The 15,124-nt window shown below is 54.1% G+C and carries 13 protein-coding genes and 1 pseudogene; 9 read left to right on the forward strand and 5 right to left on the reverse strand.

The genetic code is table 11. The features are described 5' to 3' along the window. A pseudogene (locus ABX962_RS13455) lies at nt 1-183 on the forward strand (hypothetical protein); the annotation flags it as partial. Here the strand turns inward: ABX962_RS13455 and ABX962_RS13460 are convergent. Genes ABX962_RS13460 through ABX962_RS13475 form a run of 4 tightly spaced genes read right to left on the reverse strand, consistent with a single transcriptional unit; the run spans nt 180 to nt 5,058 of the window. Then, nucleotides 180-1,997 (reverse strand): carbohydrate binding domain-containing protein, encoded by a 1,818-nt coding sequence (locus ABX962_RS13460; protein ID WP_372720201.1) that lies wholly within the window; start codon nt 1,995-1,997, stop codon nt 180-182. The pseudogene ABX962_RS13455 and the gene ABX962_RS13460 overlap by 4 nt on opposite strands. A 15-nt stretch (nt 1,998-2,012) precedes the next feature. Beyond that, nucleotides 2,013-2,837 carry a PKD domain-containing protein gene (locus ABX962_RS13465; protein ID WP_372720203.1) on the reverse strand — a complete coding sequence of 275 codons (825 nt, stop codon included), beginning with the start codon at nt 2,835-2,837 and terminating at the stop codon, nt 2,013-2,015. Further along, nucleotides 2,834-4,510: a type II secretion system protein J gene (locus ABX962_RS13470; protein WP_372720205.1), complete on the reverse strand. Its 1,677-nt coding sequence runs from the start codon at nt 4,508-4,510 to the stop codon at nt 2,834-2,836. The genes ABX962_RS13465 and ABX962_RS13470 overlap by 4 nt, the downstream gene beginning before the upstream one ends. Further along, nucleotides 4,507-5,058 (reverse strand): GspH/FimT family pseudopilin, encoded by a 552-nt coding sequence (locus tag ABX962_RS13475; protein ID WP_372720207.1) that lies wholly within the window; start codon nt 5,056-5,058, stop codon nt 4,507-4,509. Before ABX962_RS13475 ends, ABX962_RS13470 begins: the two co-directional genes overlap by 4 nt. 216 nt (nt 5,059-5,274) lie before the next feature. Here ABX962_RS13475 and ABX962_RS13480 point away from each other — a divergent pair, with 216 nt between their 5' ends. After that, nucleotides 5,275-7,083 (forward strand): hypothetical protein, encoded by a 1,809-nt coding sequence (locus tag ABX962_RS13480; RefSeq protein ID WP_372720209.1) that lies wholly within the window; start codon nt 5,275-5,277, stop codon nt 7,081-7,083. Between the two features lie 232 nt (nt 7,084-7,315). Here ABX962_RS13480 and ABX962_RS13485 read toward each other — a convergent pair whose 3' ends face one another. Then, entirely contained in the window at nt 7,316-8,953 is a 1,638-nt protein-coding gene (locus tag ABX962_RS13485) for an HD-GYP domain-containing protein (protein WP_372720211.1), read from the reverse strand. Nucleotides 8,954-9,175: 222 nt separating this feature from the next. On the opposite strand from ABX962_RS13485, the gene ABX962_RS13490 reads away from it, so the two are divergent. The 7 genes from ABX962_RS13490 to ABX962_RS13520 all read left to right on the forward strand — a co-directional run. Next, nucleotides 9,176-9,583: a prepilin-type N-terminal cleavage/methylation domain-containing protein gene (locus tag ABX962_RS13490; protein WP_372720213.1), complete on the forward strand. Its 408-nt coding sequence runs from the start codon at nt 9,176-9,178 to the stop codon at nt 9,581-9,583. A 123-nt stretch (nt 9,584-9,706) separates the two neighbouring features. Then, the gene (locus ABX962_RS13495) at nt 9,707-10,114 is read left to right on the forward strand and encodes a response regulator (RefSeq protein ID WP_372720215.1); all 408 of its coding nucleotides are present in this window, start codon (nt 9,707-9,709) and stop codon (nt 10,112-10,114) included. Nucleotides 10,115-10,130: 16 nt separating this feature from the next. After that, on the forward strand, nt 10,131-11,573 hold the full coding sequence (locus ABX962_RS13500; RefSeq protein ID WP_372720217.1) for an ATP-binding protein: 1,443 nt from the start codon (nt 10,131-10,133) through the stop codon (nt 11,571-11,573). 14 nt (nt 11,574-11,587) lie between these two features. Continuing rightward, complete coding sequence (locus ABX962_RS13505) at nt 11,588-11,923, forward strand: STAS domain-containing protein (RefSeq protein WP_372720219.1); 336 nt, start codon at nt 11,588-11,590, stop codon at nt 11,921-11,923. Continuing rightward, nucleotides 11,920-13,656, forward strand: coding sequence for a GspE/PulE family protein (locus tag ABX962_RS13510; protein ID WP_372720221.1), 1,737 nt, complete (start codon nt 11,920-11,922; stop codon nt 13,654-13,656). The genes ABX962_RS13505 and ABX962_RS13510 overlap by 4 nt, the downstream gene beginning before the upstream one ends. An 18-nt stretch (nt 13,657-13,674) precedes the next feature. After that, the gene (locus ABX962_RS13515; RefSeq protein WP_372720223.1) at nt 13,675-14,883 is read left to right on the forward strand and encodes a type II secretion system F family protein; all 1,209 of its coding nucleotides are present in this window, start codon (nt 13,675-13,677) and stop codon (nt 14,881-14,883) included. A 13-nt stretch (nt 14,884-14,896) separates the two neighbouring features. After that, nucleotides 14,897-15,124: hypothetical protein (locus ABX962_RS13520; protein ID WP_372720225.1), on the forward strand; the 228-nt coding region annotated here is incomplete at its 3' end.

The raw sequence follows: 15,124 nt of genomic DNA on the forward strand, positions 1-15,124 counted from the left end.
GAATTTAGTTCCGGCGAACAACGCCAACAATACATCAAGACGTTGTCCAGACGACGCGAAGCGGATGAGATGCTCCACCAAGTCCATGCGGTCCACGGCGACCGCTGGGGACATCCCACCCTGTTATCGTCGGCGGTCCAGCGTGACGACGCGGGGCACGTGATTTTCGCCTCTTCGAACTAATTCACCTCACGTTGCCACGTTCCCGGCACGACCTTCATCGTGACAGAGTCGGCATCGAATCCCGGCGGTGGATTTTCTAAATAGCGGCTGTCGTAATTCAGGTTCAGCGATGTAGCCTGGATATTGATTTTTTCGTGGGCAATAACCACCCCACTAATCTTCGATTCAGCTGAGAACTTTAAGTCGCCTGTGGAGTAGATCAGTCCCGAAATTTCCGAGGGATACGAGTCGGTGTCAGAGAACGTCGTGTTGGATGTCCCGCCGTTCATCGGATACGGCGTCTCGGGCGGATTCAAATTGACGCCCACATTCGTCTCGTTAAAACCGGCTGACGATAATCCTATCCGCAGCGCGTCGTTGGTAAGTAGTGCGGGGTAGTTCAGTTCGGCGGGTTCCCACACCAAGGGGCCTTGAATGATCGAGTCTTGGCCGGGATGAAGAAACACCAACGTGCCAACGATCCTGGATTTACCCACCCGTACATCTTTGCCTGCGCAGTTGATCAGATAGATCCCTTGGGCGTTGGTCGTTGCGCCAAAAGGATTGTTGGTTGGCGTCAGTAATCCGTCCAACACATACGAGTCCGACGGGTAGGTTGTATTCCGCAAACTGACAGTGTCCATGAAATAATCGTTGGCAACGTCGATTGAAAGCCGCAGCGTCGCCTGGGTAAGTGTTCCCGTCCAGGTCGGAGAAAAACGGCCGCCCACGCTGCCCCACTTGTTGATTTCAAGCGTTGTCACCGGAGTCATAAATGAGAGCGTACTGGATTCGGTTGTTTCCAGCATCAATACGGCCTGAACTTTCGCATTGGCAGTAGGAAACACGTTTAGCAGGACATCGTAGGTATCGCCGCTACGGAGACTTGAGAGCGATAGATTTTGTGCTGCCACCGCGTTATTGTCCGCGCGTCCGGTGACTCGCAGCGAGTAAATCCCATCCTTTTTCTGGGTAAAACTGCGTTGCAGCGAACAGTCGCCCAGCGGCCCCCAGTTTTGCGTGCCCGATTCGAACGTCGTGTTTACCAAGATCTCGGGTTGGGGCCAGGTACGCAGCGACGAATAATCAATCGTCGTCCCATGCGACAAGTAATAGTCCAGCGTGTGTAGCGGGTCGGGCATGGTGCGCCGCGTCGAACGCAGTTGAGTTGATTTGGTGTAGCTAGCACCGTTGATGTCGTCATACGCCTCGACGTTAGCGTTGACAATCGAACCGCCGCCCGCGTCCACTTTTTCGTTAGCACAAATCGTTTGGTCGCTCGAGAGCGTGGCACCGTCGACGTCGATATCATCGCCGCTGATCATCGACACCTCGAGACACGATCCCGTTCGCGGACCGACTTCTAAACGCACCGAGGTTTGGAACATTGCATCCCCTTGGCGGCCCGTCCCTGTCAGGATGATGGGATGGTTATCGCCGACCGCAACGTCGTCATCGACGGGATCGGTCGCGGACAGCGAAAAGGTGCCACGATCAATCGTTTGCTGGGTGATCCAATCACCATTGCCAAAATGGGTTCGCCAAAAAGGATCGGTTCGAATTCTCAGCATGCCGATATCCACCGCAGCGCGGGCGTACACGCGTGCGGCAATAAAGTCGTCACTCTCCTCGGCACTACGACCCTGCAAACGCATCAACTGCAGTGACGCCAATCCGATCGAGGCCACGATCAGCGACGAAAACAGAACGACTGCATAGATCGCTCCGTCGCGTGAGCGCGGGCGGCATGGTCGGCAGAGGCGGCGGTCGTCGCGACGACTGAGATTCACGTGATTGAGTCCGGTATCAAGGATATTGTTTGTGTGGATTCCCACATCACTTGTGACGCATCAAGGTGCAATCACCACGGTCAACGCAGCAGCGGCGGTTCCCCCACGACCGTCGTAGACCGTTAGCGTGCAGGTGTAGTTTCCAGGTGTGTTATAAAAATGAGTGGTACTGATTCCGCTGCCTTTGCTGCCGTCGCCAAAGTCCCAAACGTAGGACAAATAGTCGCCGTCTTGGTCGCTCGACCCATCACCGTCAAACTCAACCGTCTGTCCCACATCGCGGCTCAGATCGGGGGATGTAGCGACGGCCACCGGAGCATGATTGCCGGTGGCGTCGGACGGGGCGGGGATCGTTTGAACCCATCCGATGCTGCGGTAACCGACTAACGTACTGACGACGTGGCCATTTTGAGAAACAGTCACAAGAATCTTCTTCAGCCCCGTGTTGGTGGCGGTCGTTTCGCTTAACGTTTCAGCATCCGCCCAAGTAACGCGAACATGGCGTGACCATTGATCGAATCCACGGATCGTCCCACCGCTGCGATCTTGAGGCGGCGATGCACTCCAATCATGAAAGTCATCCACGTCGTCAAACTGCGATCGATCGCCAGTTGATTCTCCCGATTCCGTTCCAAACGTCGCCTCCTTGTCTGTTTCGGGCTCGCGGTACGCTTGCAATAGGATCTCGTTCATCATCGCGCCCGCCAATTGTTGTCCCAACAACCGATCCAGCGTCGCCCCTTCGCGTCGCTTGGACGCACCGATCGTTTGCAATGCCCCGACCATCAAGATGCCGACCAGCATCACAGAAATCACCGCGTCCAGCAGTGCAAAACCGTGACGTCGCTCGTTGTCTTCGCGGCGAGATTGTGCCCTCCCGGTCATGGCCGTGGCTCCATCACCCGAACGCGAGCATACGAGAATTCGGCATCGCTCGCGTCGGCACCAAGACATGCCGACCGGTTGGCGTCGGTCGATTTAAAGGGAGACAATGCGTACGTCCCGTACTGGACCTCGTCGATACTGACACTGACACTGGAGGCATCTGGATCAAGGATCAAATGCAAGTACACCGGCTGATTGGGTAGCCCCGGCACCTTGATCAAGGTGCGTGTGTTCGCGTCGGACGATTTAGTCGCCAAGGTCAACGTTTGGCTGCCGTCGGATTGTTTCGTCAATGAAGCGAGCACCGCAGCGCAGGTGGCTCCGGATCGAAACGGATTGATCTTAAATGTCGCTCCGTTTCCTCCCACACTTGTGTTCTGGAATTTGACATCGACAACGGTTGGCGTATCAAAATCGCAATCAGGAGTGGTCTTCAACTGAGTTCCGTTTGTCCGCCAAACTCCATCAACGAGCGAGTCGACATCAAATGTGTCACCGTCGCCGACGATCCAGTCGCCTGCGGCATCTCCGTTGACATCCATGGTTGTTGGATTTTGGTCGAACGTGGCTTCCCATTTATTGGACAGTAACTCGGGATGATTCAAACACGCAATTGTCCAGTTCAATGTGGGCGTATTGGGTTTCATTCGCATCGTCACGTCCATCGACGTCAGATAATTGCTGCTCAGAGAAAGGCTTCCGCTGGCACGAGTCAATTTCCCGTATAATCGCGAAACCAAGGATGTTCCGTTGTTGTAGGACCATGTCGTGCCACCGTTGGACGACTTGAGCAATCCAGACGCGTCACTCGTACTTTGTAAATCGACCCCGGAATTCGATTGATTACGATCCAACACCAAACAGAGAGCAGCACCGGAGGCATGCGGGGCCAGTTCGTCGAATCGGGCCTCGTACCACTCGTAACTACTCAGCAGCACATATACCGTCTCTTGTTCATCCGAACTGCCGTAGGGAGTGAGATTGATCGACGCGGGAAGCATCTGAGCACGAATCGTACGATAAAAGAAACTGAAGGAAGACTTCTGCGCTCGGAACTGCACACGCGTGGGACGCCACGTATAGGCTCCCGCAGGCAATGTCATTGCGTAATGTTGCCCCACCCAGTCGTCGGATTTGATTTCATTATTACCAAGCCCGCTGGTTGCCGAGCGATCGATCAATAGCGATTCATAGGTGTCTTCGATCCCCACGCTCGGATAGGTCTCGGCAACACTTTGAAAGTTGGGTGTCAAACTAAACCGCTCGACATCATCGGCGATCGTTAGCGGCGTTGACCCGTTGTATTGTCGCGTCAGCGGTCCTCCCGGGGTCCCCGTCCATGCGTAACGAATTCGCTCGGCAAAACCATCGCCGTCGCGGTCCGGTACGGTAAATCCGATGGTAGTCGCCGAACGTTCGGTGATGTGGACCGCCGTTTCAAGTTCCGTTGCCAATTGATCGGCAATGCGAGTTCCGCGAAGCGCGGATGCGGTGCTGCCATCGGAATCAGGGATGCTGCGAACCGAAATCGCGAGACTCGCGTGAAGCCCGGCAATAATGATGCTCGACACCAACAACGCGACGACTAATTCCATCAGCAGCATGCCGCGACGTGGTCCTCCGCCACTGGCGACAGTTGCGACATATGACTGTAAGGTGCAAGACCGTTTCATTGAATCACCGCCGTTCCCGTGACAGCGTCCACGGTGATCGTCGTTTGCAAACGTCCCGACCCAACGATGATGTTTCCACCTCGATTGGGAATCCCAAACCCGTTAAACGTCAGCGTCTGAGTACCGGTCCGGCCCCATACCGAAACCAAAGACGATTGATAGGGCGGCTCACTTAGCTTTACGAGATAGTCCCCCGAGGGGCGTTCAAGCGGCCGGACATCCGCGATCGAGTATTGCTCGCGATCCACATCAAACGTGACAGTTTTTGCGGCACTTGAGCGGAATGCTGTCAATTGGGCTCGCTTCAGATCGGCAACCATTCGGTTCGCCGTATTCGCGACACGGTAGCGTTGTAGCGAATCGGCCCAGCGCGGCGCCGCAGCCGCGGTCATGATACCAAGGATGACCAACACGATCGTGATCTCGATCAGCGAAAGCCCCGAACGAACCGGGGCGCACGCCGATTGTTTTTGCGTCAATGCGGGGGATGCCGGCGTTGCTAGCATTCTCGACAATTGCGATGCTGTCTTTTCTTTTGCAGCCTTCATCGAGTTGCCTAGCCGAACTGAAAATACGAGCCTATTGCTACCAATTCACCAAGCAACTCTAACCCGCAATTAGCGAATCAGCCCAAGCAACCTTTTCGTTAAGCTAGGAAAGGCGTTCCGATTTTCCCGAGTTTTCTGATTATGCGAACCAGGAAGCGCCGATAGAAGCTGTAACGATTCTTCTGATTACCGACTTTGGACAAGCCATACGCCCCCATGAAACTGCCGTCGTTGCAAAATCGAAACTGCGGCATCTTCGTTTCTCGAGGACCGGGGCGTTATGCAGCAATCCTGCTGCTGGCGTGGTTGGGGTGCTGCCCCTCGACAGCGTATTGCGACACGTTTGCCGAGCAGATTCGCGCCCCGCGATCATTGCAATCCTCGACACCTGCGGCACATGGCGATCGTTCATCGCAACCACTTAGCAAGCCCGATCCGAATTGGCGAAGAAAGACGGCTGTCGCGCAAACCGCTTGGCAGTCGCCTGCCCATTCGCGTTCCGATCGAGTCGGATTGGCGGCGCCGACAACGAATCAAGAACCCTTGTATTCCGACGCAATCCACCATGGAATCTCGATCAACATCATTGACGCCACGGTCGACTCGGTGCTGAATTTGATCGCCGAGCAACAAGGACTCAACGTGATCACCAGCGGCGATGTCAGCCAGCGGATCACTGTAAAACTGACCGACGTTTCGCTTTCGGACGCCCTGAATTCCATTCTTCCCGCCAACGGTTTGACCTGGACTCAGCGAAACAACATCATTGTCGTTTCTAATATCTCCAGCGAAACCAAAGGCCCAGCGAACCTGCAAGGACGCGAAATGCGTGTCTTCTCGTTGGACTATATCTCAGCCGAGGACGCAGAAAAAATCGTCAAGGGAATGCTCTCGCCTGTTGGCCAAGTCTTCCTGAATCAATCGATGTCCACCGACCATCGACGGACGCAAGAGCAGTTGGTGGTCGAGGACTTGCCGATGTATCTGTGGCGAGTCGAAGAATACATCGCTCAGGTGGATCGTGCCCCACGTCAAGTGATCGTCGAAGCCCATGTGTTGCAAGTCGAACTGGGTGAAGACAACCGACACGGGATCGACATGAGTAACATGCTCCGCATCGCGGGGTCGCCGATCAAGTTGGAGGCGAAAAACTTTACCAAAGGTGGAACCCAGCCCACCGGGGTATTAAGTGTCGAAGGCCGCGACCTTAACGGGGTGATCGAAGCAATCAAAAGTACGACCGATTCCAAAACGCTTGCGTCGCCTAAGATTGCGGTGCTCAACGGACAACAAGCTCGCATCCAGGTGGGCGGGCAAATTGGCTATCTGCTCACCACCACGACCCAGACAAGCACGCTGCAGAGTGTCAATTTTCTCGATGTCGGTGTCATTCTCGAAGTGACCCCCACCATCACCGAGGATGGCCAGATTGTGATGCAGGTCAACCCCGAGGTTTCCACCGGACGAATTAATACCACCACCAGTCTTCCGGAGAGTGAAACGACTCAGTTACAAACACGGATCATGTTGGCCGATGGCGAGGCGATGTTGATCGGCGGTTTAATCAAAGAAACCAACAACAATGGTCAAAGTCGGATTCCATGGCTCGGTGATTTGTGGCTGGTGGGCAAGCTGTTTCAACGCCACGAACTGCAACGCGAGCGAAGCGAAATCATTATCGCGTTGTTGCCACGTATCTTGCCAGACGTTCCTGGATGCCGCAGCATCCATCCCGCAGAGGTCGACCAGTCATCGACGCCCCTGTTCCATGATGGATTGCAACCGACTGATCGACGATATTGGGAACCGGAACTAAGCGAACCCAGTAACACGCGGCGCAAATTCCAACCGTTCTCTTCCCGTCCAACGCAAAGTTCATCATCACGCACAAACAACCGACGTTTCGTGGATCAATCAGCCGAAGCGGTGATAATCCAAGACTCAATCGGCAATGACGGTTATCCACCGGTCGATTACGAACCGGATCCCACGTCTATCCACCCTTCTAATTTGGATGTCCAGTGACGTGGGGTCCAAATGGCTTCTTAGCGCGGAGATCATCTAACGATGCCCAACGATCCCGAGATTCCCGAGGAACTCCTCCATCTACTCGAAAAACGTGATAATCCGGAACGTCGAAAAGAGAATCGACGGAAAAACGAAACGAAGCTCCCCAAGTCGATAGAGCGACGCTCGAGAAATCGCCGCGTGAAATTGCGGCGAAAAAAATGACGCTTTCGATCGATCGAGAACAACGCTACTTGCTGAGCGACAAGTTCACCGCGACATCAATTTCGTCCCATGCTGGATCGTTGCTCGGACGGTCATTGAGCAGCAGCGTCGGATGCTGGCGATTGACCTGACAGATGCCGTACATCTCATCGGCACACTGCATGAACGCGTCGATGATTTGGTTGTCCCATTGCTCGCCCGCTCCGGCTCGCAGAATGGCTTCGGCTTTCGCTCGGGGCATTCCATTTCGATAGGGCCGCGTACTCGTCATCGCGTCGTAAGCATCGGCAACCGCCAAGATCCGCCCCATCAAAGGGATCTCTTCGCCAGCCAACCCATGCGGATAGCCGCTTCCATCAAAGCATTCGTGATGGTGTAGCACGCCTGGAAGCACGAAGTCGAGTTGCTTCAGATGCTTCAGGATCGAATATCCGATTTCAGGATGGCGTTGGACAATCGCAAACTCTTCTTCGCTTAGCCGAGTCGGTTTGCCGAGTACCGAATCGGGCACTCCAATTTTGCCAATGTCATGTAGCAACCCCGACATATAGACATTGTGTTGCTCTTGCGGATCGAGTCCTAATTTTGCCGCGAGCGTTCGTCCCATCGCGGCCACACGATCGCTATGACCGCGAGTGTAGGCATCTTTTGCGTCGATCGAATTGATCATCGCTCGAATGACTCCGACGACGAGGTCCTCGATCTGGCGGAACGATTGCAGATTGCTGGCGTGTGCCGCTAAGTTCAGCCCGGCCGACTGAAGCAACCCCGCTTCGAACGTGCCGAATTCACGCAGCTGCGGTGACAGGTCAGCGAGGCAGTCCGCATCGGGCCGAGCCAATTTGTTAACCATCACCAACCAGCCAAACCGCTGAGCGTTGTTGGCAATCGGGACCAACGCACAACTTCGGATTCCCTCGAGGTTCTGCCACCCCCTGTGAAGGCTATTGGAATTACGAACCACTGGCTGTTCGACGATTTGATCCGCAAACTGACCCACCAATTGCATCATCGTGTGGTCATGAACCTCCGTTTCGCCAGCACGGAATGCCAGCGTATCCGCACCTGTTTGCGTATCCGTTACGAACAGAAAAATTGCTTCGACGGACAAAACATCGCACAGCGGAGGCAGGATGACACTGGCAATATTTTTCAAATCGTTCTGTGGATGCCACAGCTCCGGCCTCTCGGCAAGCGAACGTAACCAACTGAGTTCTTCGAAATCGCGCGTGACTTGTGAAGCGTATTGATCGAGCTGTGAATCACGCGACGCAATCTCTTGTTTGCACTTCCAATTTTCGACCACCATGTTTGCCAATGGGATGCTCAAATTAGCATCACTTGCGTCAATGATTCCACACAACACAAAAGGCGTGATACGATTCCCCAGCGGAACCGCCAAAACCGCCTTTTCCGCGGAAATCGCCTGCACCGAGGGTTCTTGAGCCGCCAGTAACGCATCGACTTGCAGCGTTTCGGGGAGTGACAGATGAGTGTGTTCAACTTGATCCGTCTGGAGCGACGAAACACTCAGCCGCACCGAGCCCTGTTGTGTGACAAGGTGAAAGGGGGTGCCAAAATGTTTTTGCAGGATCTCAGCGACCTCTTGGGGACGCTGTCGATGTCTCGTTTCGAGCAAACGCTGAGCACGGTGTTCGGACATCAGAAGGACTCACATCAACGGGATTCGCGTGAACAAACGAGACGAGGGAAGTCTCGCAACTGTCCAAGGTTAGCCCGCAAAATCGAGAATCCCCCCGAAAATTACGTGAGAATAATTTTCTTGACTTTCCGGACATTCCTTAATTGCGTCCTATGTTTTTACGTAAGCCGGGAATGTTCAGTCACTCGGCATTAATCGTACTTCCGTAGGGGTAAATGCAAAGTGTTCAAGACAAGACGTTGGTGTCGCAAAGGGTTTACGTTGGTGGAATTGGTCGTCGTGGTGCTGATTCTGGGCATCCTAGCCGCCGTTGCCGCTCCCCGCATGTTTGATACCGCCGGCAATGCGCGTGACAACGCAACACGACAATCGCTGGTCGTGATTCGCGATGCCATTGATTTGTATAAAGCGCAAACCGGTGACTACCCAGAACTGTCCACCTTCACAACCGATTTGAAGCCTTATTTGCAAGGCGCCTTTCCTGCGACCCAAGTGGGATCCATGCCAGGGGCCGGCATCGTGGCAGGAACTTCACCGCTTGAAACTGCCACTGCCGCTGGGGGTTGGATTTATGACGAATCCACGGGTGAGTTTTGTGTTAACGACTCGGGCTTTATCACGAAATGGTAGCCGCGTTTGCGTGCGGTCAGCCCAGGCTTCTGGTCGCGATACCCCACTTCACAGCCCATCCATGACGATTGCGTTCACCGACCTCCGCACGGTGAACGCAATCATTCCTATTAGGCCAATTCAATGAGTGATTTAAAAAGACGGATCTTAATCACAGAGGACAATCGCGTCCTTGGCGATGTGCTGCGATTCAATCTCCAGCGTTCCGGCTTTGACGTCACCATTGCCCACGATGGTGCCGAGGCAATGGAATCGCTCGCCAACGAATCGTTCGACCTGTTGATAACCGATTACCAAATGCCCAATGTCGACGGAGCGGAACTCTGTCATTACATCCGACAAAACCGATCACTCGATGCGATGTTCATCATCATGTGTTCAGCCAAGGGGATGGAATTGGATCGAGAACAACTGCGGCGTGATTGGAATATCGCCAAACTTGTTCTCAAGCCGTTTAGTATCCGAGAAATTGTTGCCGTCGTAAACGAATTGCTCACTGCCAGCGAAGACACCAGCGCCGTGTATTCGTGAACCCCAAACCGCATTCATGAATCCTATCTCCAACGCAATCCCGTCGCTAAGCAGCCGAATCGTTGACCGATATTTAATGTGCGGTCTGGCTTCGATCTTTGGAGTCGTCAGCGTTGCATTAACGCTCGCATGGCGAGGAGCCCTGATTGAATCCGTCTCGATCACGGTGGCGGTTCCGCTGTTTTTGCTTTTGGTCGGCAGCTTTATCATGCGGCGATCGGTTCAAATCAATGAATCAATCGAAAACCAACTGCAACATATCACCACTGGCGTCTGCAGCTCCCCTGCAGAGCTCGTCCCGCTGATTGCCACCACTCCCGTCGCGGCGGGATGGAACAAATTGCTGCGACAAATCAACGAACAAGGAACACTCGGCTCACTCGAAGAGCGGCTGCGTGAAACTCTTGACGCTTCCGCCGGCAAACGATGGGAAGGTATTTTCAACGCGTTGTCCGAAGGGGTCGCATTGACGAATCCCAACGGCAATGTCGTGCTTGCCAACAATGCGTTGGTGGCCATGGTTGGCGCCGCGTCGGCAAGTGATGTCGCCGGACGCGAACTCGGCCAGTGGTTCGCCACCGCCGTCAGTCCCGCCAGCGCTGCGGAGCTGGATGAGCAACAACAAAAATCAAACAGTTTCACGATCGAATTGTTGCTCGGCAACGAACTTTCCGCTGGTGTTTGGCGATTGAGCCGCACCCCGTTGATCGGCGACGCGTTCGAGCAAGGTAGTTCGTTGTGGAGTCTTCGCGACGTCACACAACAGAAACTTGCCGAAGAAATGCGGAACCAATTTGTGTTCACCGCGACGCATGAACTGCGAACGCCGCTGGCGAATATCAAAGCCTACGCCGAAACGTTGATCGACAATGACGACATCGATGTCGAACATCAAAAGGGCTTTTACAACATTTTGATGTCCGAAGCGACTCGGTTGGCCCGTTTTGTCGACGACCTACTTGACGTGAGCCAGATGGAATCGGGCGCGATCTCGGTCGTGCGTCACGAAACCGACATGCAGCGTTTGATTGATGAAGTGATCGAAAAAGTTCAGCCTTCGCTACAAGAGAAAACTTTAGCGTTTGAAAGCAAGTTACCAGCGAAGTTACCAAAACTGCGAATTGATAAAGACAAGATTGCCGGAGTACTCGTCAATTTACTTAGCAACGCGGCCAAGTACACCCCCGCAGGCGGAAGTGTTCGTCTGTTGGTCGAAACCGATGCCGAGGGGATTCAATTGCAAGTCGAGGACACGGGTTTTGGTATTTCTGCGGAGGAGTTGCCACGGCTTTGTGAAAAATTCTTCCGCAGCCATGACTCGCGGGTCCAAGAGATCAGCGGCAGCGGCCTAGGACTCGCCTTCTCGCAAGAAGTCGCAAGACTGCACGGTGGCGAAATTGTCATCTCAAGCGAACTGAATGTGGGATCCCGTTTCACCCTGACTTTACCCCTGAATTAATTGGAGTGAATCGAATGTTCGAATGCTCCAAGCAAGGCAGTGTGTTTGTGCTCTCGGGGAATGATCCCTTAAGCCGTGAGCATACCGTCGAATTGGCGGGTCACTGCGAGAAATGTTTTGGGCATGGGCAGCCCAAGATCGTATTTGATTTACGCAACATTCCCCTGCTCGACAGCGCCGGTCTGGAATTCTTATTGGATTTGCGAGACCGCTGTCTGCAACACGGTGGAGCGATTCACCTGGCCGCACTCAATCCGCTGTGCACCGAAATCCTGCAAGCGACCGAGCTAGACCGCGACTTTGCGATCTCCGATGACGTCGTTTCCGCCGTCGGGAGTTTCTCGCGATGAGTTTGGTTATTGAACGAGCAAAACGAAGTCACGCAGCGGCATCGGAAACGCCATTGCCGCTGGGCGAGCGTTTGGTCCGCGCCGGTGTACTTACCCGCGATGAGCTCGAAGCCGCACTTACCGAACATACCGCCAAAGGTGCGCGTCTGGGCGAGACGCTGCTGGAACTGGGTTTGATCGATGAAGGCACGTTGCTGCGTTTTTTGAGTCAACAACGCGACGTTCCCTATGCGCTGCTACGTGACGGAATGGTCGACCCTGCGGTCGTGCAGCTGTTGCCCAAGGCAAAAGCCGAATCGCTGGAGGCACTGGTCCTGTTCAAGGTGCGTGGCAAGTTAAGCGTTGCCATGGTCGACCCGCATAATCTTCAGCATGTCGACGAGATCGAACGAATCACCGGGCTGCAAGTCAAACCGGTATTGACGCTGCGATCGGTAATCGAGCGGATGCTCCCTCGCTGCTACGAGAACGACTTTGCGGTCGATGCGGTCACTGCGGACATGGATCCCGACGCAGTAAATTTAGAGGCGGATCATTTCAACATCGACATTGCGGATTTGCAGTCGTTAGCCAACGGCAGCCCGATCATCAATCTCGTCAATTACATGATTGTCAGCGCGGTTCGTCAAAAGGCAAGCGACATTCACGTCGAACCGGGACAACGCTGCACGTCGGTACGATTCCGCGTGGATGGCTTGTTGCGTGAGACGTTGCGACCTCGCCGCGACTTTCATCCGGCAATTATCTCGAGGCTCAAGGTGATGGCGAAACTTGACATCGCCGAACACCGCATCCCCCAAGACGGACGCATTCACTTGACCGTCGAAGGTCGTGAAATCGATTTACGGGTTTCGACACTGCCAACGAATCACGGCGAAAAGGTCGTGATTCGCGTGCTCGATCGTCAAAACGTCACATTCAATCTTGATGAACTGGGTGTGCCTCCGAAATTATTGGGCGACGTCAAAGCAATGTTGCATCGGCCCCATGGATTGGTGCTGGTCACGGGACCAACCGGAAGCGGAAAAACGACCACGCTCTACTCTGCACTGGAGCTGATCAAATCGGTCGAACGCAATATCGTCACAGTGGAAGATCCGGTTGAATATGACTTGGACCAAATTGTTCAGGTTCCCGTCGGCGGTAACAAACCGATGTCCTTTCCCGGAGCGATGCGTGCGATCCTGCGGCAAGACCCCGACGTGATCATGGTTGGTGAGATTCGTGACGCGGAAACCGCAGCCGTTGCCATCCAAGCTGCGTTGACCGGCCACTTGGTCCTTAGCACGCTGCACACCAACGATAGTTTCAGCGCCGTCACGCGGCTTCGCGACATGGGGGTCGAACCGTTTAAAATCGGGGCAGCGTTGCTGGGAGTCATCGCACAACGTTTGGTACGGATGGTTTGTCCGACCTGCAAAGAAAGCTACTTTCCCAGCCCCGAAATCCTAGACTCGTTTCAATACAAAGGGGACCGTCGTCGCACGTTTGTTCGTGGCGAAGGATGTCGCAATTGTTACGACACCGGTTCACGCGGACGCACCGGACTGTACGAGGTGCTATGTGTTGACCGTGAAATGCGAGAAATCATCTCCGCAGGTGCCGACATCGAAGCGATTCGCAATCAACACATGAAACAATCCGGAACGTTTTTGGTCGATGAGGGAATGCGTTTAGCCGAGGAAGGGAAAGTCAGTCTCGACGAAGTATCACGAGTAGCTTTCGTCGATTAAACCGTGAGGGAACCGATCATGAAATTCAACTATCGAGCCAAAGAACGCAGTGGCCAAATCACCCTCGGTGACATCGAAGCCAATTCGTTGGCCGAAGCACGTTCTCAGCTGCGACAACAAGGATTGTTTTTGCTGCAAATCAGTGCCGATAAAGTCAAAGCGGTGCGTCCCGCTTCGATCTCGTTCGGCAACCGCATCAAAAAAAACGACATTGTAATGATGTTGTCGCAGATCACGATCATGAGCCAATCAGGGGTCGATCTTTCCGAGGCACTGAAATCGGTTGCCGGTCAGTGCACCAACCCTGCACTGCAAACCGTGATGAGCCGTGTTAGCGAAGACATTGAAGGGGGGTCGACATTTGCCAGCGCACTACGAAAACATCCTCACGTTTTTGATGAAATGTTTGTCGCCGGCATTGCCGCGGGCGAACAAAGCGGTTCGATCACCGAGGTGCTCGAGCGTTTGACCTATTTGCTACGTAGCGATTTGCGGATGCGACAAACGGTAGTGTCGACGTTGATGTACCCGTTGGTGCTATGCGTCGTGACGTTGGTGGTGCTGGTCGTGCTGTTCTTCTTTATCCTTCCTCAATTTGCGAAAGTATTTGCGGACTTAGAAAAGGCGCCGCCCCCGTTCACCCAGCTGATGTTGAACATGGGTGAATTGGTTCGCGGCCATTTCGTTTTGCTCGGCGCGGTATTCGTTGGATTGGCGTTTGCCGCTTATTCATTACGAAATGCAAACTTTGTCCGCGACGCTTGGGACTACGCTTCGCTGAACTTCACGTTTGCCAAGAAAGCCACTCGATCGCTGTCGACCGGACGGACATTTCGATTGCTTGGAACCATGCTTAGCAGCGGTGTTCCCTTGATCGAAAGCATTCGTTTGTGCCGCTCGGCATCAAGCAACAGTTTGTTTCGGTCGATGTACGAACGGCTTGAATCCGAGGTACTTCGCGGCGAAGGCCTTGGACCGACGTTATTGTCGTCGCCCTTCCTGCCTTCGGGTGCGGCGCAAATGGTCGCGACTGCAGAGAGGACCGGCAAGCTTGGCGATGTCTTAAAAATGGTCGGTGAGTATTTCGAGGACCAAGGTGAACGTCATCTGCGTGATTTAGTCAAGTTACTCGAACCGGTCGTGATTGTCTTCCTAGGAATGGTGGTCGCGGGCGTGGCTTTCTCGGTCATCCTTCCACTGCTGGACGTCTCGTCCATGCCACAATAAAGGTGCCGCAGTTATGTCCGTACTGACAACATTACAACACCACGCGAGAACCTCATTTGCGTCAACGCCACGAGGTTGGATCGGAATCGATATCGGTAGCCGGTCGATCAAATTCACACAGGTCGAACGCATGGGTGACCGCTACCAGATCTGTCAGCGTTGGTGTGTGAATCGCGAGGAAGATCCACCGCCGAATTCGCCGGCCAAGGCAATCAATCTGGCGGACAAAACGTTACGAATC

The sequence above is a fragment of the Novipirellula sp. genome (assembly GCF_041583735.1).
Classification (GTDB): domain Bacteria; phylum Planctomycetota; class Planctomycetia; order Pirellulales; family Pirellulaceae; genus Novipirellula.

Bases quoted from the DNA above. Each gene is read 5' to 3' on its own strand.
- ABX962_RS13510 (WP_372720221.1), top strand. From the start codon at position 11,920: ATGAGTTTGGTTATTGAACGAGCAAAACGAAGTCACGCAGCGGCATCG.
- ABX962_RS13475 (WP_372720207.1), bottom strand. From the start codon at position 5,058: ATGAAGGCTGCAAAAGAAAAGACAGCATCGCAATTGTCGAGAATGCTA.
- ABX962_RS13500 (WP_372720217.1), top strand. From the start codon at position 10,131: ATGAATCCTATCTCCAACGCAATCCCGTCGCTAAGCAGCCGAATCGTT.
- ABX962_RS13495 (WP_372720215.1), top strand. From the start codon at position 9,707: ATGAGTGATTTAAAAAGACGGATCTTAATCACAGAGGACAATCGCGTC.
- ABX962_RS13480 (WP_372720209.1), top strand. From the start codon at position 5,275: ATGAAACTGCCGTCGTTGCAAAATCGAAACTGCGGCATCTTCGTTTCT.
- ABX962_RS13485 (WP_372720211.1), bottom strand. From the start codon at position 8,953: ATGTCCGAACACCGTGCTCAGCGTTTGCTCGAAACGAGACATCGACAG.
- ABX962_RS13515 (WP_372720223.1), top strand. From the start codon at position 13,675: ATGAAATTCAACTATCGAGCCAAAGAACGCAGTGGCCAAATCACCCTC.
- ABX962_RS13470 (WP_372720205.1), bottom strand. From the start codon at position 4,510: ATGAAACGGTCTTGCACCTTACAGTCATATGTCGCAACTGTCGCCAGT.
- ABX962_RS13465 (WP_372720203.1), bottom strand. From the start codon at position 2,837: ATGACCGGGAGGGCACAATCTCGCCGCGAAGACAACGAGCGACGTCAC.
- ABX962_RS13505 (WP_372720219.1), top strand. From the start codon at position 11,588: ATGTTCGAATGCTCCAAGCAAGGCAGTGTGTTTGTGCTCTCGGGGAAT.